The organism is Ochrobactrum quorumnocens (assembly GCF_002278035.1).
Taxonomy (GTDB): Bacteria; Pseudomonadota; Alphaproteobacteria; order Rhizobiales; family Rhizobiaceae; genus Brucella; species Brucella quorumnocens.
The window spans coordinates 305795-325241 of record NZ_CP022604.1; the positions used below are offsets into that span (position 1 = coordinate 305795).

Below are 19447 nucleotides of genomic sequence, written 5' to 3' on the forward strand. Positions count from 1 at the left end.
CGACCATGGCACGCAAGTCAATTCTTTCCAAGCTTGGCACGGCACTCATGGTTTTCATCATTGTGTCGCCAGCGATCTTCTTCTTCGTCTGGATGCTGTCGCTTTCTTTGAAATATGAAATCGACAATGGCGCTTATCCGCCGATCCTGATCCCTGAACGCTTCGCCTGGTCGAACTATACCGATATCTTTGCAACCAACGATTTTCTGCTCTATTTCTGGAACAGTCTTCTGGTCACAGGTACGGCGACCTTGCTTGCGCTTCTGGTTGGCGTTCCTGCGGGTTACGGTATTGCACGGCTCAAGGCGCATAAATCGGCAATCGTCATCATGATTGCCCGTATGACGCCGGGCCTGTCCTACCTGATCCCGCTATTCCTGCTGTTCCAGACCTTGGGCCTGCTTGGCACGCTCTGGCCGCAGATCATCATCCATCTGGTCGTCACCGTTCCAATCGTGATCTGGATCATGATCGGCTATTTCGAGACAACACCGATGGAGCTTGAAGAAGCAGCCATTATCGATGGTGCTTCCTCGTGGCAGGTGTTCATGAAGGTGGCACTGCCAATCGCCAAGCCCGGCGTTGTGGTGTCGCTCATCCTTGCAGTGATCTTTTCATGGAACAATTTCGTTTTCGGCATCGTGCTCGCAAGCCGCGAGACACGCACCCTGCCGGTTGCGGTCTACAACATGCTGTCCTTTGAACAGGTCAGCTGGGGTCCGCTTGCCGCCGCAGCACTTGTGGTCACATTGCCGGTCCTGTTGCTGACCGTTTTCGCACAGCGCCAGATCGTTGCGGGTCTGACCGCAGGCGCCGTCAAATAAGAGTTGAGGTTCAAGATGGCATCTGTATCCATCCGAAATGCAATCAAAAAATATGGCAATGTCGGCGTTCTGCACGGCGTGTCAGTGGACATTCAGGACGGCGAATTTGTCGTGCTGGTCGGGCCGTCGGGCTGCGGAAAATCCACGCTTCTGCGTATGATCGCAGGGCTTGAGGAAATCAGCGACGGTGAAATCGCTATTGGTCCGCGCGTGGTCAATGACCTGCGCGCCAAGGAACGTGATATCGCCATGGTGTTCCAGAATTATGCGCTCTATCCGCATATGACGGTGGCCGACAATATGGGCTTCGCGCTCATGTTGAAGAATGCACCCAAGGCCGAGCGCGACAGCCGTGTTAATCGTGCGGCGGAAATTCTGGGCCTCAACAAGCTGCTCGACCGCTTTCCGCGCCAGCTTTCCGGTGGTCAGCGTCAGCGCGTAGCCATGGGCCGAGCGATTGTTCGCGACCCGCAGGTGTTCTTGTTTGATGAGCCGCTGTCTAACCTCGACGCCAAGCTGCGCGTGCAGATGCGTGGTGAAATCAAGGGACTGCATCAGCGGCTGAAGACCACGACGATCTACGTGACCCATGATCAGATCGAAGCCATGACCATGGCCGATAAGATCGTCGTCATGCGTGATGGTCTGGTGGAGCAGATTGGTGCGCCGCTCGATCTTTATGATCGTCCGGCCAATATGTTCGTCGCAGGCTTTATCGGTTCTCCCTCGATGAATTTCATCAACGGCAAGATCGACGAGGGTACTTTCCTCGCTGACGGCGGTTTCCGCATGCCGCTGCCAAAAGGGGATTATGCAAGCCTTTCAGGCAAGGCCGTTTATGGCGTTCGACCAGAGCATATGAAGATTGCCGAGAACGGCGTGCCTGTCACGGTTGAAATCGTTGAGCCAACCGGTTCGGAAATCATGGTTATGGGCAAGCTGGGAGATCAGCCGATCACCTGTCTGTTCCGCGAGCGTCTGACCGTTCGTCCGGGCGATGTCTTGACCATCGCAATCGATCCGGCAACCAGTCATGTGTTCGAGCCGGAAAAAGGCGCTCGCGTCAGCCTGTAAGTCGCTTGTTTGAAATGAAAAACGCCGGGCAACGCCCGGCGTTTTGTTTTAGTGCGTTTCTGTTTTATTCGGCTGCTTCCTTGACGGCCATTGGATTGTTCGGGTGGGTCGTCCAGTTGGCATACTGATCCGGGATCGGCGCGTTGGTGCGTGGATCAAAGTCGGAAATCTGCTCCATGGTGATGCAGTCCTCGACCGGGCAGACGCTGACGCAGAGATTACAGCCAACGCATTCCTCGTCGATCACCTCAAAATGGCGCGCACCATCGACCATTGCTGTGATCGCCTGATGCGAAGTGTCTTCGCAGGCAATATGGCAGCGACCGCATTTGATGCAGAGGTCCTGATCAATGCGCGCCTTGGTGACATAGTTGAGGTTGAGATATTGCCAGTCGCTGACCTGACCGACTGCCATGCCACGAAAATCATCCAGCGTCTCATAGCCCTTGGAGTCCATCCAGTCGGACAGACCGTCGATCATTTCTTCAACGACTTTGAAGCCATAGGTCATGGCAGCAGTGCAAACCTGAACCGTGCCGCAACCAAGCGCAATAAACTCAGCCGCATCGCGCCATGTGGTGATGCCTCCAATGCCTGAAATTGGCAGTCCGTGCGTTTCCGGATCACGCGCAATTTCCGCAACCATGTTGAGCGCGATTGGCTTGACTGCCGGACCGCAATAGCCGCCATGGCTGCCGCGTCCATCAATGGATGGGACCGGAGACATATTGTCGAGATCGACCGAAATGATCGAATTGATCGTGTTGATCAGTGATACGGCATCGGTTCCATTGGCTTTTGCGCCGCGTGCAGGCTTGCGAATATCGGTGATATTCGGCGTCAGCTTGGTGATCACTGGCATGCGGCTATATTGCTTGCACCATTTGACGACCATACCGACATATTCCGGCACCTGACCGACAGCCGCACCCATGCCACGTTCGCTCATGCCATGCGGGCAGCCGAAATTGAGCTCAATTCCGTCAGCGCCGGTTTCTTCCACGAGAGGAAGGATGGCTTTCCATGCTTCTTCTTCGCAGGGCACCATGATTGAAGCGATCAATGCGCGGTCGGGCCAGCGCATTTTCACTTCCTTCATTTCGCGCAAGTTCACCTCGAGCGGTCGGTCGGTGATGAGTTCGATATTGTTAAGACCCAGCAAGCGCCTGTCAGCACCATGGATCGCGCCATAACGCGGACCATTGACATTGACCACTGGCGGGCCTTCAGAGCCCAGCGTTTTCCAGACCACTCCGCCCCAGCCTGCCTTGAAGGCACGCTCTACATTATAGGCTTTGTCGGTCGGCGGAGCTGATGCCAGCCAGAACGGATTTGGAGATTTGATACCGAGGAAGTTCGTTGACAGATCAGCCATGATTAATCTCCTCAGCCCTGTTCCTGGCCCACGTGGGCATTACGGTCATGCGATGCTGGCGCAGGCGCATGAAGAGCGCCGCCTGAAAGTACCGCATCGGCAAAGCCTTCAATCGCTTCGGGACGTTTGGTCAGCGTTGCATGGATGGATTCGGCGGCGACCTTGCCATCTTCCACCGATGCAACAGTCAGATCCTGACCACCGGCAACACAGTCGCCCCCCGCCCATATTCCCTCAACGGATGTGCGACGTTCCTCATCAACGCTGATGCGCCCTTTGGAAAGTCTGATGCCTGATCCAGCCACTGGTTCAGGTTCGAACTTCTGACCGATAGCTTTGAAGACCTGATCGGCTTCAAGGATCAAATATTCTCCAGTGCCTGAAAGCTTACCGTCTGTTGCGGTTGTATATTCCATGACGATTGCATTGACTGTGCCGTCTTCGTTCCGCTCCAGTGCATGCGGCTGTAACCAGTGACGGATCACCACACCATGAATCTGTGCCAGTTCCTGTTCATAGGCGCTGGCATTCATGCTTTCCTGTCCACGACGATAGACGATAGTCACGTTTTCAGCGCCAAGCTTTTTGGTCTGGATCGCAACATCGACTGCCGTCATGCCGCCACCGATCACCACGATATTGCGACCAACGGGAAGCGACGAAAGGTCTTTTGCCTGACGCAGATTGGCAATGTAGTCAACGGCGTCGATCACATTGGGCGCATCTTCGCCAACAAGCCCCAGATCGTTGACGCCGGGCATGCCCATACCGAGGAACACGGCATCATATTCAGCCTTAAGTGCCTCGATAGTGATGTCCTGACCGAGTGTCTGGTTATATTCGATATTGATCGCGCCAATCTTCAGCACGAATTCCAGCTCACGCTGGGCGAAATTATTGACTGTCTTATAGGCGGCAATACCATATTCATTAAGACCGCCGCCTTTGGCGCGGGCTTCAAAAATCGTCACCTGATGGCCATGCATTGCAAGGCGATGAGCTGCCGAAATACCTGCCGGGCCTGCGCCAACAATAGCAATATGTTTGCCGGTTTCCGGTGCGCGTTTAAATGGGTGGTTGCCCGTTTCCATCAAAACATCGGTGGCATATCGCTGCAAGTGGCCGATTTTGACTGGCTTGCCTTCCGATGTTTCGCGAACGCAGACTTCTTCGCAAAGCGTTTCTGTCGGGCAAACACGGGCGCACATGCCGCCAAGAATGTTTTCTGAAAGAATTGTTTTTGCAGCCCCGATAGGATTGCCAGCATTGATCTGCCGGATAAACAGCGGAATGTCGATGCTTGTGGGACAAGCATTCATGCACGGCGCATCATAGCAGAAATAGCAGCGGTCAGATTCAACGATGGCTTCATGTTTGGTAAGCGGCGGATGCAGATCATCAAAGACATGCGCATAATCGGCCTTTTCAAGCCGCGCGCCATGAATATCCGGCCCTGACATATCAGGCTGAGCCGCATGATCGATTGCATCAATAGGCGAATTATCTGCTGATCGCATGGATCGCATCTCCCATTTTTGCTGCGTTACGGCGCGGGTTCCCTTTGCGCACCTTAACTCTGTTCCGGGCTGCGATCTTTGCCGTCGCGTGACGCCCGTTGATGACAGGATGACAGATTTTTACGGAAGGTCAAATTTTTTATCATCTGGTCAATTTATGACATTTCCATACCAGAAATAGCGAAAGGCCCGGCTTTGAAAGCGCGGGCCTTTGAAAGGAGTTACGTTGTGAAATCAGAGGGAGTCGGATTTGAGTGCGTCCGGCGTTGGCTCTGCTACAATTTCTGGATCGGAGAAAGTTTCTGCTTCACGTGACAATGCCGGGCGTGAACTGAGCACCAGAGCACAGCCTGCGATGATGACCGATGCGCCGATGAACTGGATGAAAGACAATTGTTCTTTCAAGAATACAGCACCGATCAGAACCGCGATTACGGTCACGGCAAATTCAACACTGATGGCTTTGGTAGGTCCGACATTTCCCACGAGTTTGAAATAGAGCACATAGGTCAGAGCACTCATCACGCAGGCCGAAATAAGCAGATAGGCAAAATCGATTAGTCCCGGTGTGGTTGGCACGGGAACGGCGAAGATCAGCGGCAAGGTAAGAATGCCGCCAAAGACGAAAGCGCCGATGGTTGTTTCCCAGGAACCTGAGCCGGAAAGGCGACGGCTGGCATAATTGCTGCCAAAAGCGGCTGAAAAGCAGGAAAAAAGCACGGCAACGCAGCCCATGATGAAGGCTGGCGTAACTGCGACTGCCGGAAAACCAACCAGCAGCACGATGCCCGTAACACCAAGCAACAGGCCAACAAGGCCGCGTGACGTGATACGTTCAAGTCCCCAGAGCTGGCTGATAACCATTGAGAACAGCGGAATGGATGCGACGCAGATCGCGGCCATTGCTGTTCCGATCAGCGGTGTACCGTAGGACAGGCCGATAAGCTGACCAGCAACGGTTGTGGCACCAACTACGGCGAAAGGTTTCCAGCCTGCGTGAAAATCAAGCCTGCGTCCAGAGAGTTTCGCAATCGCGAAAAGCGTTCCGGCTGCGATGAAGGAGCGGAATGCAACAGCGCCAACCCAGCCAAAGGCTTCGACCACGCGCAGGACCACGAGGAACGATAGCCCCCATGCTACGGCAAGGAAAATATACGTTGCGATATCTCTGGGTTTCATGCCGATAGGCCTTGTTACGGGTTATGCAGTATCGACTAACTCAAAAGGGCGAAAAGCAAAAATCCTTTCGCGTCTCTTCCTATTATAGATTGGAATGAAATTATGCCGTTTTTGCAGCGGCATTATCGAGCGCTTTTTGCGCTGCCGCAGCGCCGATATTGGCAAAGAACCGATCCGCAATCTTGCGCGCCACCGAGCCAAGCAGTTTCGAGCCGAGCTGGGCGATCTTGCCCCCTGCATCACCTCGGATCACGTAAGTGAGGATCGTATCATCACCGTCGATGGTGAGTGTTACATCGGTATCGCCGTGGGCGAAGCCCGCAATGGAACCTTCGCCGCGTCCGGAGATCGTATAGGAGGCGGGTGGGTTCATGTTGGAGAGTTCGAGCATGCCGTGGAAACGGACTTTAAGTATACCAAGGCTGACTTTCAGTGCCGCCCGTATTTCGGTTTCCGACAGACGTTCGAGGTCTTCGCAGCCGGGAATGCAGTTTTTCAGCGTCTCAATGTCGTTGAGCGCGTCCCATACGGCCTGCCGGGGTGCGGCGATTCTTTCTTCTCCGACGAGGTCCATGCTTTACACTGCTCCTGATCAACCTAAATTGATGCATATCCCTATATGGAACCACATCAAAATGGAAAATTTCTGTAATTTAACGGATGCACTTCTCTACTAAAATGCTCTATTAAGACAATTAAATCGATTTGATTGACCGGGAGTACCATCATGGCAAGAGACGCGGCGAAGCTTGAAGCAACGGTCGCAAAGCTGAAAAAGCACTGGACGGACGCTGCACCAAAAGACATGCGCGCAGCTTTCAAAGCCGATCCAGGCCGTTTTGAGCGCTATTCGCTATCTCTGGACGATCTTCTGTTTGACTGGTCGAAAGCACGTGTCAACGACGAGACGATTGTGCTTCTGACCGAAGTGGCCAAGGCCGCTGACGTTGAAGGTCGTCGCGCTGCAATGTTTGCAGGCGAGCACATCAACAACACTGAAGACCGTGCCGTTCTGCATGTTGCACTGCGCGATACCACGTCTAAGGAAGTGCTGGTCGATGGCCATAACGTTCTTCCGGACGTGAAGGAAGTTCTCGACCGCATGGCTGCCTTCTCTGATGGCATCCGTTCCGGCTCGATCAAGGGCGCGACGGGCAAGAAGATCACCGATATCGTCAATATCGGCATCGGCGGTTCCGATCTTGGCCCAGTTATGGCGACACTGGCGCTGGCCCCTTATCATGATGGCCCACGCGCGCATTATGTCTCCAACATCGATGGCGCACATATTGCCGACACGCTCAATGCGCTTGATCCGGCAACGACACTCATCATTGTCGCGTCCAAGACTTTCACCACCATCGAAACCATGACCAACGCGCAAACCGCGCGCAAATGGATTGCTGATGCGCTGGGAGAAGATGCAGTTGGCGCACATTTCGCGGCTGTTTCCACAGCACTTGATAAGGTTGCAGCCTTCGGTATTGGCGAAGACCGCGTCTTCGGTTTCTGGGATTGGGTTGGCGGTCGTTATTCCGTCTGGTCGGCAATCGGCCTGCCAGTGATGATTGCGGTGGGTGCTGACAACTTCCGCAAGTTCCTTGCGGGCGCGCATTCGATGGACGTGCATTTCCGCGATGCGCCGCTCGAAAAGAACCTGCCAATCTGGCTCGGTCTTATCGGCTATTGGCATCGCGCAATCTGCGATTATTCCAGCCGCGCAGTCATCCCTTATGATCAGCGTCTTGCTCGTGTTCCGGCCTATCTTCAGCAGCTCGATATGGAATCGAACGGCAAGAGCGTGACTGTGGATGGCAAGCCTGTTTCCGGCCCAACGGGTCCGGTTGTCTGGGGCGAACCCGGCACCAATGGCCAGCACGCATTCTTCCAGCTTCTGCATCAGGGCACGGACACCATTCCGCTTGAGTTTATCGTAGCTGCCAAGGGCCATGAAAAGCATCTCGATCATCAGCATGAAATGCTGCTCGCTAACTGCCTTGCGCAGTCAGAAGCCTTGATGAAGGGACGCACGCTCGATGAAGCCCGTGCGCAGCTCCAGTCTAAGAAGCTGCCCGAAGCGGAAATCGAACGTATCGCGCCGCACCGCGTCTTCTCTGGTAATCGTCCATCGCTGACGCTTGTTCACGACAAGCTCGACCCGTTTGCATTTGGTCGCCTGATCGCCCTTTACGAACATCGCGTGTTCGTCGAAGCGCAGATTTTCGGCATCAATGCGTTCGACCAGTGGGGCGTGGAACTTGGCAAGGAATTGGCGACCGAGCTTCTGCCGGTTGTTTCCGGCGCTGAATCGGCTGAAGGCAAAGATGCCTCTACCGTAGGTCTGGTTGCCCATTTGCATGCACGCCGTAAAGCCTGATATTAAGGCAAATCAATAAGGCAAGCCGGGCGCTCTGCCCGGCTTTTTTTGTGCATGAATTGGGATGAGACATGAAGACCGAGATTATCGAGTTTGCCGGCGATGTACCGGGTAACGCCATTGGACTGCGTGTGCTGCGTTTTGCAGGCAAAGACAGCGATGCGCCAACTGCCTATCTGCAATCCTCGCTGCATGGTGGTGAATTGCCGGGGCAGGCTGCTCTGCATTTTCTCGTGCCGATGTTGAAAAAAGCTGGCGATGAAGGCCGCATTCTCGGCAATATCACGGTTATCCCACAGGCAAATCCGATTGGCTCGAACCAGTGGCAGGCGCATCAGCATCTGGGTCGTTTCGAGTTTTTCTCAGCGGTCAATTTCAACCGGGCTTTTCCGCTTCTGCCGGATTTCGACACGTCGGAACTGCCCGGCCCGGATGCACCGGTGGCCCTTGCGCAGCGCCTCAAATCAACGCTTTTGAAGCTCGCTCTTGCCAACGATATCGTGCTTGATCTTCATTGCGATGATGAAAGCGAAAACTACGTCTACATCGCCAAGGAATTCGTGGAAGACATGAAGGATCTGGCGATTGCGCTGGGTTCGACTGCGATCCTCGCATGGGACACGACGGCAGACGCGGCTTTCGAGGAGGCCTGCGCGCATCCGGTGCTGCAATTGCCTGCTGATCAGCGCAACATGAAGCGCCGCGCTGTTACCACGGTCGAGTTCCGTGGCCTGAGCGATGTCTATGCTGATATGGGAAAAGGTGATGCGGAAGGCCTTTACAAATTCCTCGTCCATCGTGGCGTCATCTTTGATGAAAACGTAAAGCTTGATCTTCATTACAAGGGTCTGGTGACGCCGCTTGAAAACGTGGAAATGCTGCGTGCGCCAGAAGGCGGTATGGTGCTTTATCACGTTGCCCCCGGTGATGTGGTGGAAGCGGGCGCAAAGCTCGTAACGATTGTCACTCGTCCGGGCGAACCGGAAGGCGACATTACGCTGACCGCGCCACAGGCAGGCCGCATCCTCACGCGCCGCACGCTGCGTTATGTTCGCCGTGGCGATGATCTGCTAAAACTGCTCGCCGCGAAGCCGTCTGCGGTAAAAAAGCGTTCGGGTGCGTTAGAGGCATGAGTGCATCGTCTTCTCCTGAAAAACTGAAAGCGATCCGTGCCATCCTGTTCGATAAGGATGGCACCTTGATCGATTTCGACCGCACATGGTTTACCGTGTCGTGGAACCTCGCACAGCGTACCGCACATGGCGATGAACATCGTGCGCGCTCTTTGCTCGATGCTGGCGGATATGACTGGGAAGCCTCACGCTTTCGCGCCAATTCGGTGATTGCAGCCGGTACAGTCGAAGATATCGTGCAGCTTTGGCACCCGGATATTGATGAGGCCGGTTTCAAAGCCAAGATCGACGAATTCGACTCCTACACGGTTGCGGAAGGTGCGCGTTCCGCAGTGGCAATTGAGGGCCTAAAGGAGACGCTGCAAACGCTTCGTGAAATGGGCTACATACTCGGCATCGCCACCAATGATTCAGAAGCCGGTGCGCATGCAACAGCAAAGGCATTGGGGATCGACCATTTCTTTGATGTCGTGATCGGCTACGATACGGCAGCACGTCCCAAGCCTTATCCTGATCCACTGCTTTATTTCGCAGAAAAGGTCGGCCTTGAACCAAGCGCCATCGCAATGGTGGGCGACAATCTGCACGATCTGGAAACAGCACAGGCCGCAAAAGCCGGGCTTGGCGTTGGTGTTTTGTCCGGCAACAGTCCGCGGGAGGCACTTGAGCCTCATGCCGATGTGGTGCTTGATTCCATCGCAGGCTTGCCTGACTTGTTCAAGTGATCCTGACTGGATGGTGAAACGCCATCCAGCAGCCATTCTGTCATTTCTGGCCATAGACTTTGTGCAAAGCGCGAACGGAAAAAGCCAAGATGGCCGATTGGCTGGCCCTCGGTATCTGCTGGCGAATACCAGCGCTGCTCAATGGGTGCGTTCACGTGGTAGCTCAGAAAGTGATTCACTGCGCGCCGCGTACCCCATGGGTCATCCTCAAGCCCGACGGACAGAATGGGTGTTTTGACCTTGGCAATAAGGTCTGCAGCGTCAAGCTCGGCGTCATCAAAGAAATAGTTTTTCATCCGGCACCATCGCGCCCAATCACGAAAAACCGATCCGGGAATAGGCTCTCCATTCATCCAGCGCGGTGTGCTCGGTGTGAGATAAGAAACCGGCACGCCGACAATGTTCATGCGCGGCCAGACCCATTTATCATTAAGAAGATGCACTGCACCGGACATGGTTGCGATCATACCATAGCGGGTGAACTTGCCAGAGCATCCCGACACCCCCAGCGCTTGTCCACCGAAGGATTGGCCTATGCCAACCATTTCATGTCCCGGTGCTACAGCTTGTAAGCATTTCAGGGCAGCGGGGAAGTCCAGCTTGGCCCAATCCTTGAAACGGATTGCAGGCACTGCCTTGCGGGCACGGCGGGAAGCGGCGACGCCACGATAATCGTAAGTTAGAACCGCGCGTGCACCGTTGGCGAGGAGGTGCTTGGCAAAGGCGGAATAAAAGCCTTGCGGCACGGCGGTTGCCGATGAAATCAGCACAAGGGGCTTTCTGCCTTCGCCATGGAACAGCTGCCCACGAAGTGGGAAGCCGTCGCTGGCTGTAAAGGTGACTTCTTCAATCATCGGCCATTCCCTTTGACACAAAGCTCTACCGTCTGCGGCTCAGCAGAGCCGCAGTTTGTCATCCTCAATGATTGAGACTGTTTAGTCTCTCAATTCACGACGCAGGATTTTGCCGACATTGGTTTTCGGCAGTGCGTCACGGAATTCGACTTCGCGCGGACGCTTATAGTTGGTGAGGCGCTGGGCGCAGAAGGACTTCACATCTTCTTCCGTCAGGTTCGGGTCGCGGCGCACCACGTAGAGCTTCACCACCTCGCCTGAATGTTCGTTTGGAATGCCGACGGCTGCCGATTCCACGATGCCGGGATGTTCCGCAGCCACTTCTTCGATTTCATTCGGGTACACATTGAAGCCGGAAACGAGGATCATGTCCTTCTTGCGGTCCACAATCTTTGTGAAACCGTTTTCGTCCATGAAGCCCATGTCGCCGGTGCGGAAGAAGCCATCTGGCATGATAGCACGCGCGGTTTCATCTTCGCGGTTCCAATAGCCGACCATGACTTGTGGACCACGCACGCAAATCTCGCCGACCTCACCAAGCGCCAGATCTTTGCCGTCATCGTCGCGGATCGCCACATCTGTCGACGGCATTGGCAAGCCAATAGTGCCGCTGAATTCGGTCGCATCCAGTGCATTGGCAGAAGCAACCGGAGATGTTTCAGAAAGGCCGTAGCCTTCAGTGATGTGACAGCCGGTGAGTTCTTGCCATCGTTCAGCCACGGGGCGTTGCACGGCCATGCCGCCACCGAGTGTGAGAATAAGCGGCTTGAAGTTGAGCGCCTTGAAATCGTCGTTGTTCATCAAGCCGTTAAACAGGGTGTTGAGGCCAGGGAAGATATGGAACGGATATTTCTGCAGCTCTTTTACGAAGGCTGGAATGTCGCGTGGGTTCGGAATGAGAATATTGCGCGCGCCAAGTTTGATGCCGATCATCGCATTCACGGTGAGGGCGAAGATATGATAGAGCGGCAGGGCGCAGACGAAGTTGAGTTCCTTCGGCTTGCCTTTGTTCTGAAATGCGACGTCCATCCAGAGCTGCATCTGCTCGACATTGGCGAGAATATTGTTGTGGCTCAGCATTGCGCCTTTTGAAATGCCGGTTGTACCACCGGTATATTGCAGGAAGGCGAGATCCGAATTGTTGATTGGCACCGGATTAAAAGACTTGCTGCGCCCCTGCGTCAGCGCATCTTTAAAGCGCACATGGTCGGGAATGCTCCACTCTGGCACCAGCTTCTTCACCTTGCGCACCACCAGATTGATGATGTGGCCTTTCAACCCATGCATGTCACCCATCGAGGCGACGATGATGTTTGGCACGTGAATGGAAGCCAGCGACTTCTGGACAGTCGCGGCAAAGTTTTCGAGCACGATCAGCGCTTTGGCGCCAGAGTCATTTAATTGATGCTGAAGCTCGCGCGGTGTGTAAAGCGGATTGACATTCACGACGACGAGGCCCGCCCGCAGGATTGCCGTAATCGCAATCGGATACTGCAGGATATTGGGCATCATCACGGCAACGCGGTCACCTTTGACCAGTCCACGTGATTGAAGCCATGCAGCGAGGGCGCGCGAATTTTCGTCCAAATCCTTATAGGATAAGTCTTTGCCCATACAGGTAAAGGCCGGCTTGTCAGTAAACTGGCGGCACGCGGCGGAGATCATGTCGCCAATAGATGTGGCTTTGCTCAGATCGATCTCATGCGGCACTGATTTCGGGTAGGATTTCAGCCAAATCTTATCCGGTGTAGGCACAGTGGCTGTTGCCTTGTTCGACGTTGCTTTGCCCGACGTTGCTTTGGTTGATGTGGTTTTAGTTTCGGTTGCCTTTTTCGCCATGCCTTCTCCCCGGATTGCTCCGTCCTTTGTTTGAGTAGCAAGCCCGCCACCCTTCTCCCAATGCTGCCTGATCCAGAAAGATGGATAGGCGCGCTCCTCAGAAATTAATGTGGGCGACTTTCGTCGTAATCGCAAGAGTTACATTGACGTAAGCGTAAATTAAAAAGCTGTGCAGCGTCTTTCCCAACTTGTTGGGTTGGGTGGTGTGTAAACACAATAAACATCGCATTTCGCTGAATCTGGCATTATTTTTGCGGTGACAGGCCGATCGAGTTGTGGTGTCAGATAGATATCAGCTAACGGCGAATTTCTCGCTGCGCATAGACTGTATCATTGTTTTGATAGCCTTGCTGCCTGAACCGACCAGATCGAAGCTCCGCTCGCTTCTGAGCCATTCATTGAGGAGCCCACCCAGGACAGCGAGCAGGATTTGCGCCGCCGTGAAAGATGTCCACTCTCTGGAAAGTTCTCCGCGACGCTCCGCGACTTCAAGCAGTCCTATGAAAAGAGACAGAATGTTGGCGCGCGCTTCTTTCAAATGCTCAACGACCGGAGCGTTTTCGCCAACATACTCGCAGCGCTGGTGAATGATGGTGAAAACATTCTGCTGCCGTTCATTGGTAATGAAGAGTTCTATGGCCGTTAGGATCGACTGTTCAAGGACATAGAGAGGATTGGGGTGGTCACAGGCCGCCGCATGTAGCATAATCTCTTCATGTGGAAAGCGAGTGCGGCTGATAAGCGCTTGAAAAATGTCGAGTTTGTCGTGAAAATGGAAATAGATCGCACCTCGTGTCACACCGGCATGACCTGCTATTTGCATCAATGTGGACTGCGTTACGCCGCGTTCTAGAAAAACATGCTCGGCTGCCGTGAGAATGGCGTCACGTGTTTCCGCAGCCTCGGCTTTGGTCCTGCGCATTCGGGTTCTTTCGAAATTCCAAGGTGAAAAAATTCCAAAACCTCTTTGGGTTTTTACTTCACAATTGGGATAACTCATTCGTGATATGTAACATTAGGTGATTGACTATAACACGGTAATTCGTATTTACAAACATTTGTGTATGTTTATCCGGCCGCACCGTGCGACATCAAGGGCAACTCCCATTATGACCATGAACCGTTCTATTCGGCTTTTTGCGGCAGGAGCCGCATTTTTCATTATTGCAGGACAGTCTGTCTATGCGCAGGCTCCTGGAGGCGCTACGCCGCCGCCTCCACCTGTCACTGTCACAGAAATCAAGGCGCAGAACGTTTCCGTCCCTTATGAGTATGCCGCTCGCGTGAGCGCATATCGTGATGTTCAGGTACGCGCTCGTGTCGGCGGCATTCTTTTGCACCGCAATTTCGTAGAGGGCACGGAAGTCAAAGCTGGCGACGTGCTTTTCGAGATTGACCCGGCACCTTACGAAGCAGAGCTTGCACGCGTTCAGGCGCAAGTAGCGCAGGCTGAAGCCCAGTATCAGCAGTCGATCCGCGATGCCGAACGTGCCGAACAGCTTGTTCAGCAGAGAGTGCAAAGCACGGCTGCCCGCGATACGGCTTTTGCGACCCGCGATCTCAATAAGGCGGCTGTTGCAGCAACCAAGGCGCAGTTGCGGACGGCGGAGCTCAATCTGAGCTACACCAAAGTGACTGCCCCGATCAGCGGCATCACCAGCCTTGAACAGGTTTCTGAAGGCAGCCTCATCGGTACAGATTCGGCATCGAGCCTGTTGACTTCGATCACCCAGATCAATCCGGTCTACGTCAATTTCTCCTTCACCGACACGGAAGCCGCGGAAATCCGCAAGCTGCGTGAGGCGAGAGGGGCAACAGGTCAGGATGCCGATCGCCTGCGCATCAAGATTCTGTTTGGTGACGGACAGGCTTATGAGCATGAAGGCACAATCGACTTCACCTCGTCATCGCTTGATACCGAAACAGGCACGTTGGGTGCGCGCGCGGTCGTGGAAAACCCCGATCAGCGTCTGATCCCTGGCCAGTTTGTGCGAGCCGCCATTCTCGGCGTTACCATCGACAATGCAATTCTGGTTCCAAAAGCAGCATTGATGCAGAGCCCGCAGGGACAGTTCGTCTATGTTGTTAACAAAGACGATGTCGCAGAAGTTCGCCCCGTTACGATTTCGCGTGAACTTACTGACGCATGGCTCGTGAGCGACGGCTTGCAAGCTGGCGACCGCATCATTACCGAAGGCGTGATCAAAGCCGCTCCAGGCAAGACGGTTAAGCCGGTCGAAGCTTCGGCTGAAAAGGCTGCAGGTGATGCAGGGACAGAGGCTGGTAAAGAACAGGCGGCAGACAAGAAATGAATAGATTCTTCGTCGACCGCCCGGTTTTCGCGGCGGTTATCTCTATCGTCATTGTGCTGGCGGGCCTCATCTCGATGCGGATCCTGCCGATTGCACAATATCCCGAGCTGACGCCGCCACAGGTTGTCGTCAGTGCGACCTATCCGGGTGCAAGTGCTGAAACGGTGACGCAAACCGTTGCAGCACCGCTTGAGCAGCAGATCAACGGCGTCGAGAACATGCTTTATATGCAGTCCTCGAGCCTTGGCAGCGGCACTATGCAGCTGACCGTGACCTTTGCTCTTGGCACTGATCCGGATCAGGCGACCATCAACGTCAACAACCGCGTACAGCGTGCAACATCGTCCCTGCCGCAGGAAGTGCAACGTCTGGGCGTTACCGTCGACAAACGTTCGAGCACAATTCTCGGCATGGTGGCGATGTTCTCCACCACTGACCGTTATGATCGTACCTATGTCGGTAACTATGCGCTTCTGAACGTCATTGACGATCTCAAGCGTCTTACGGGCGTGGGTGATGTTCAGCTTCTCGGCAACATTGATTATTCGATGCGTGTCTGGCTGCGTCCTGACAAACTAGCACAATATAATCTAACGCCTTCGGACGTTCAGACGGCTATTCAGGAGCAAAACGCGCAGTTTGCAGCGGGTCGTTTTGGCGATCAGCCTGACCCACAGGCGGGGCCGTTCACCTATACTGCGACAACGCAGGGTCGTTTGCCTGACGCATCAGCATTTGAGAACATCATTCTTCGTTCCGACAAAAATGCTGCAACGCTGAAGCTTAAGGATGTGGCGCGTGTTGAACTGGGGACAGAAAGCTATCTCGTCGACAGTGCTCTGAATGGCACGCCGGCGGTTCCGATTGCGATCTATCTGCAGCCGGGCGCCAACGCTTTGAACACGATGGAGCTCATTCAGAGCCGCATGGCGGAACTGAAGACGAGTTTCCCTGAAGGCATCGATTATTCGGTTCCATTCGATACGACCAAGTTCATTAAGGTCTCGGTCGAGGAAGTGGTCCATACCTTCATCGAGGCGATTATCCTCGTGGTTCTTGTGGTCTTTATCTTCCTTCAGAACTGGCGCGCGACCCTTATTCCGGTCATCGCGGTTCCGATCTCGATCATCGGTACTTTCGCAGGCATGTATGTGCTTGGTTTCTCCATCAACCTGTTGACATTGTTTGGTCTGGTGCTGGCCATCGGTATCGTGGTTGATGACGCCATCGTGGTGTTGGAAAACGTCGAACGTATTATGACAACCGAGAAACTGCCGCCGCGCGAAGCTGCCATCAAGGCAATGAGCGAAGTGACAGGGCCGGTTATCGCGATTGTTCTGGTGCTCTGCGCCGTGTTCATACCGGTCGCTTTCATGGGCGGTCTGGTCGGCGAAATGTATAAGCAGTTCGCTGTTACGATTGCGATTTCGGTAACGATCTCCGGCATCGTGGCCTTGACGCTGACGCCCGCCTTGTGCGCGCTGATCTTGAAGCCTGGCCATCATGAGCCAATGCTGCCGTTCCGCATCTTCAATCGCTTCTTCGATAGTCTGACGCGCGGTTATACCAATGGTGTGCGGTTCTTCCTGAAACGCGCTGCTATCGGTTTGCTGATTTTCGCCGGTCTGTTGGGCGGTACATACTATCTCTTCGAGAAGGTGCCGAGTTCGCTCCTGCCGGATGAAGATCAGGGCTTCCTGTTCAGTGTGGCTATCCTGCCACCAGCAGCTTCGCTGGAGCGCACGTCTGCGGTGCTTCATGAGGCCAGCAGCAATATCCGCAAGCATCCTGCTGTCGAAAGTGTGTTTGAAGTCTCCGGCTTCGATCTGCTCTCGGGTGGTCTGAAGACCAGTGCGGGTACAATGTTCATTATGCTCAAGGACTGGAAAGAACGCACGACGCCAGATCTCGACGCACGTAATCTGCCCGGTGCTATCATGGGCATGAATGCGGGCATTCAGGATGGTATGGTTCTGGCATTTAATCCGCCTCCGATCATGGGTCTCAGCACCACAGGTGGTTTTGAACTTTACGTGCAGGATCGTACTGGTGGCGGTGTTGAATCGCTGACCAATGCGACCAAACTTCTGACAGATGCTGCGGCCAAGCGCCCGGAACTGACAGGTGTACGTACGACATTCGATCCAAATGTTCCGCAGTATGACATCCAGCTTGACCGTGAAAAAGCCAAGGCGATGGGTGTGCCGATCAACTCGGTATTCACCGCCATGCAGGCAACCTTCGGTAGCGTTTATGTCAACGACTTCACGCTCTATGGGCGCAACTATCAGGTCAATCTGCAGTCGGAAGCCGAGTTCCGTCGTGATCCGAGCGATCTCAAGCATGTGTTTGTGCGCGCCAATTCTGGCAGCATGATCCCGCTGAGCGCACTGGTGACGGTAAAGCGTGTTGTCGGTCCTGATCAGCTCGAACGGTTCAATGCGTTCAATGCTGCAAAGGTTACCGGTAATCCAGCGCCGGGCTACACATCGGGTGACTCGATCAAGGCGATGCAGGAAGTGGCTGCTGAAGTGCTCCCGCAGGGCTATCAGATTGCCTGGACGGGCTCTGCCTATCAGGAAGTCACGACAAGCGGTAGCGGCAGTCAGGCTATGATCTTCGGTTTGATCATGGTGTTCCTGATCCTTGCTGCTCAGTATGAACGCTGGAGCCTGCCGCTAGCTGTTATCACGGCTGTACCATTCGCTATCTTCGGTGCGCTGCTCGCCACCGATCTGCGCGGCCTGACCAACGACGTCTATTTCCAGATTGGTCTGGTGACGCTCATAGGTCTTGCGGCAAAGAACGCGATTTTGATCGTGGAGTTTGCGGTGCTGCAACGTGAAGAGGGCAAGTCGGCTATTGAGGCTGCTGCTGAAGCTGCACGCCTGCGCTTCCGCCCAATTGTGATGACGTCATTGGCGTTCATCCTTGGTGTGGTTCCGCTGGCAATCAGCTCCGGTGCAGGTTCTGCAAGTCGTCACTCGATCGGCACGGGCGTTATCGGTGGTATGTTGGCTGCGACTTTTATCGCAACCTTCTTCATCCCGATGTTCTACAGCCTGATTGCCCGCAAGCCGCCGAAGAAGCGTCCTGACGATGTGGCTGCCACTCCAGCCCCGGTGCAGACTGCTCCGGGCGAGGAAAATGGCCCGGCGCACTAGAGCATAATTCCTTAAACTTGGTTCAGTTTAAGGTAAAATTATGCGCTCATTTTAGAGTGTTAGAGCGTCGTGCGCCCAAGTGGGCGCACGACGCTCTAGTACAGTGCCCGGCGCAGCCTCCTCGGATGCGCCTGATGGTTACAGCGGTTCCGGCTAATATTGAATCGTAGGAACCGCTGTAACCATTTGTTTTTACGCATTTCCGAACGCAAAACCTGTTTCCACTTTTGCTGGAAATGCTTTAAGATCGAAAAAGAAAAGCCCCGCTCTCAGGCGGGGCTTTTTGTTGAACTTATTGCATATTACGGCATAGTTTAAACTGTTAGAGCGTCCTTTGTATGCCCATTAGGGTACACGTCTCTCTAAGACAGCATGCGGTGCGTCTATGGGCGCTTACGCATGTATGGATCGCGTTTATGAGCAAGCTCCTCGGGGCGTCGTCCACACCTTCCCGTCACGCTCCGCACAATCCATCAATGGCCGTAACCTGGCGTCTCGGCTCTATTCGCGAGCTTGCCTGACCTTTTTAGAAATGCGTCATTATGCTTTGAGCGATGGCCCAAAGAATGATTGCCGCAGGAACTGTTAGGCACGCCAGAAAGATCCCGAAGAACACATAGGTTGCTTCATTCGGTGACCGTTGGGTCTGTGCAGGAGTCTTGTGCCAATGAGTGCTAATGCCTTGGTACATGTATAATTCCTCCTAATCCTCGACTTTGATTATCGATCAAAAGAAGAAATCTTCAAGCTTAAATAAATAACTGGAATTATTGGCAAAATATGATAAAAGCGACACGAAAGTTACGAGAATACGAGCGATAATACGCCGGTGATTTTCAAAAAATCCAACCCAATATTCTGATTTCAAATAATTTTACTTATATACTGTAAGTATCGAATAATCGGAAGTTTCAAAAAACACTGAAAATTAGGCTCTGCGTGTGCACTGAGGTGCGACAAAATGGCACGAAATTAGCTCGTGTTCAGACCAGTTTTGGCTTTGGCTAAGGTGCTTTTTTCGATCAAGCAGCTTAGAGCGCGTTTCGATCTGATTGGATCAGATCGGCGCTCTAA

14 protein-coding genes are annotated in these 19447 nt (G+C 53.9%); 7 read left to right on the forward strand and 7 right to left on the reverse strand.

The genetic code is table 11. The features are described from left to right. Positions 1–5: 5 nt before the first annotated feature. Together CES85_RS10890 and CES85_RS10895 are read left to right on the forward strand one after the other, a co-directional pair. Complete coding sequence (locus CES85_RS10890; RefSeq protein WP_095446014.1) at positions 6–824, forward strand: carbohydrate ABC transporter permease; 819 nt, start codon at positions 6–8, stop codon at positions 822–824. 15 nt (positions 825–839) lie between these two features. Further along, the gene (locus CES85_RS10895) at positions 840–1898 is read left to right on the forward strand and encodes an ABC transporter ATP-binding protein (RefSeq protein ID WP_095446015.1); all 1059 of its coding nucleotides are present in this window, start codon (positions 840–842) and stop codon (positions 1896–1898) included. A 64-nt stretch (positions 1899–1962) separates the two neighbouring features. Here CES85_RS10895 and preA read toward each other — a convergent pair whose 3' ends face one another. The 4 genes from preA to CES85_RS10915 all read right to left on the reverse strand — a co-directional run bounded on the left by preA (position 1963) and on the right by CES85_RS10915 (position 6543). Next, positions 1963–3273 carry an NAD-dependent dihydropyrimidine dehydrogenase subunit PreA gene (preA, locus tag CES85_RS10900; RefSeq protein WP_095446016.1) on the reverse strand — a complete coding sequence of 437 codons (1311 nt, stop codon included), beginning with the start codon at positions 3271–3273 and terminating at the stop codon, positions 1963–1965. Between the two features lie 11 nt (positions 3274–3284). Next, positions 3285–4799: an NAD(P)-dependent oxidoreductase gene (locus CES85_RS10905; protein WP_191793896.1), complete on the reverse strand. Its 1515-nt coding sequence runs from the start codon at positions 4797–4799 to the stop codon at positions 3285–3287. A gap of 225 nt (positions 4800–5024) precedes the next feature. After that, positions 5025–5969, reverse strand: a complete 945-nt coding sequence (locus tag CES85_RS10910) for a DMT family transporter (protein ID WP_095446018.1) — start codon at positions 5967–5969, stop codon at positions 5025–5027. A gap of 100 nt (positions 5970–6069) precedes the next feature. Further along, entirely contained in the window at positions 6070–6543 is a 474-nt protein-coding gene (locus CES85_RS10915) for an SRPBCC family protein (RefSeq protein ID WP_095446019.1), read from the reverse strand. A gap of 153 nt (positions 6544–6696) precedes the next feature. Between CES85_RS10915 and pgi the strand changes: the two genes are divergently transcribed. From pgi to CES85_RS10930, 3 genes are all read left to right on the forward strand, one after another. Further along, entirely contained in the window at positions 6697–8346 is a 1650-nt protein-coding gene (pgi, locus tag CES85_RS10920) for a glucose-6-phosphate isomerase (RefSeq protein ID WP_095446020.1), read from the forward strand. Between the two features lie 71 nt (positions 8347–8417). Further along, positions 8418–9479: a M14 family metallopeptidase gene (locus tag CES85_RS10925; protein ID WP_095446021.1), complete on the forward strand. Its 1062-nt coding sequence runs from the start codon at positions 8418–8420 to the stop codon at positions 9477–9479. Continuing rightward, positions 9476–10204 (forward strand): HAD family hydrolase, encoded by a 729-nt coding sequence (locus tag CES85_RS10930; protein WP_095446022.1) that lies wholly within the window; start codon positions 9476–9478, stop codon positions 10202–10204. Before CES85_RS10925 ends, CES85_RS10930 begins: the two co-directional genes overlap by 4 nt. On the opposite strand, the gene CES85_RS10935 is transcribed toward CES85_RS10930, so the two are convergent. The 3 genes from CES85_RS10935 to CES85_RS10945 form a co-directional block, all read right to left on the reverse strand. After that, positions 10150–11058 carry an alpha/beta hydrolase family protein gene (locus CES85_RS10935; protein ID WP_244923273.1) on the reverse strand — a complete coding sequence of 303 codons (909 nt, stop codon included), beginning with the start codon at positions 11056–11058 and terminating at the stop codon, positions 10150–10152. The genes CES85_RS10930 and CES85_RS10935 overlap by 55 nt on opposite strands. An 81-nt stretch (positions 11059–11139) precedes the next feature. Next, entirely contained in the window at positions 11140–12897 is a 1758-nt protein-coding gene (locus CES85_RS10940; RefSeq protein ID WP_235901981.1) for a long-chain fatty acid--CoA ligase, read from the reverse strand. 292 nt (positions 12898–13189) lie between these two features. After that, a complete protein-coding gene (locus CES85_RS10945; protein ID WP_095446023.1) occupies positions 13190–13819 on the reverse strand; it encodes a TetR family transcriptional regulator in 630 nt (209 codons plus the stop codon). Positions 13820–14006: 187 nt separating this feature from the next. Between CES85_RS10945 and CES85_RS10950 the strand changes: the two genes are divergently transcribed. Together CES85_RS10950 and CES85_RS10955 are read left to right on the forward strand one after the other, a co-directional pair. Next, positions 14007–15209, forward strand: coding sequence for an efflux RND transporter periplasmic adaptor subunit (locus CES85_RS10950; RefSeq protein WP_095446024.1), 1203 nt, complete (start codon positions 14007–14009; stop codon positions 15207–15209). Beyond that, positions 15206–18373, forward strand: coding sequence for an efflux RND transporter permease subunit (locus CES85_RS10955; protein WP_095446025.1), 3168 nt, complete (start codon positions 15206–15208; stop codon positions 18371–18373). Before CES85_RS10950 ends, CES85_RS10955 begins: the two co-directional genes overlap by 4 nt. The last annotated feature ends 1074 nt before the right edge of the window (positions 18374–19447 follow it).

Bases quoted from the DNA above. Each gene is read 5' to 3' on its own strand.
- CES85_RS10945 (WP_095446023.1), bottom strand. From the start codon at position 13,819: ATGCGCAGGACCAAAGCCGAGGCTGCGGAAACACGTGACGCCATTCTC.
- CES85_RS10935 (WP_244923273.1), bottom strand. From the start codon at position 11,058: ATGATTGAAGAAGTCACCTTTACAGCCAGCGACGGCTTCCCACTTCGT.
- CES85_RS10915 (WP_095446019.1), bottom strand. From the start codon at position 6,543: ATGGACCTCGTCGGAGAAGAAAGAATCGCCGCACCCCGGCAGGCCGTA.
- CES85_RS10925 (WP_095446021.1), top strand. From the start codon at position 8,418: ATGAAGACCGAGATTATCGAGTTTGCCGGCGATGTACCGGGTAACGCC.
- preA (WP_095446016.1), bottom strand. From the start codon at position 3,273: ATGGCTGATCTGTCAACGAACTTCCTCGGTATCAAATCTCCAAATCCG.
- CES85_RS10910 (WP_095446018.1), bottom strand. From the start codon at position 5,969: ATGAAACCCAGAGATATCGCAACGTATATTTTCCTTGCCGTAGCATGG.
- pgi (WP_095446020.1), top strand. From the start codon at position 6,697: ATGGCAAGAGACGCGGCGAAGCTTGAAGCAACGGTCGCAAAGCTGAAA.
- CES85_RS10895 (WP_095446015.1), top strand. From the start codon at position 840: ATGGCATCTGTATCCATCCGAAATGCAATCAAAAAATATGGCAATGTC.
- CES85_RS10930 (WP_095446022.1), top strand. From the start codon at position 9,476: ATGAGTGCATCGTCTTCTCCTGAAAAACTGAAAGCGATCCGTGCCATC.
- CES85_RS10940 (WP_235901981.1), bottom strand. From the start codon at position 12,897: ATGGCGAAAAAGGCAACCGAAACTAAAACCACATCAACCAAAGCAACG.
- CES85_RS10890 (WP_095446014.1), top strand. From the start codon at position 6: ATGGCACGCAAGTCAATTCTTTCCAAGCTTGGCACGGCACTCATGGTT.
- CES85_RS10955 (WP_095446025.1), top strand. From the start codon at position 15,206: ATGAATAGATTCTTCGTCGACCGCCCGGTTTTCGCGGCGGTTATCTCT.
- CES85_RS10905 (WP_191793896.1), bottom strand. From the start codon at position 4,799: ATGCGATCCATGCGATCAGCAGATAATTCGCCTATTGATGCAATCGAT.
- CES85_RS10950 (WP_095446024.1), top strand. From the start codon at position 14,007: ATGACCATGAACCGTTCTATTCGGCTTTTTGCGGCAGGAGCCGCATTT.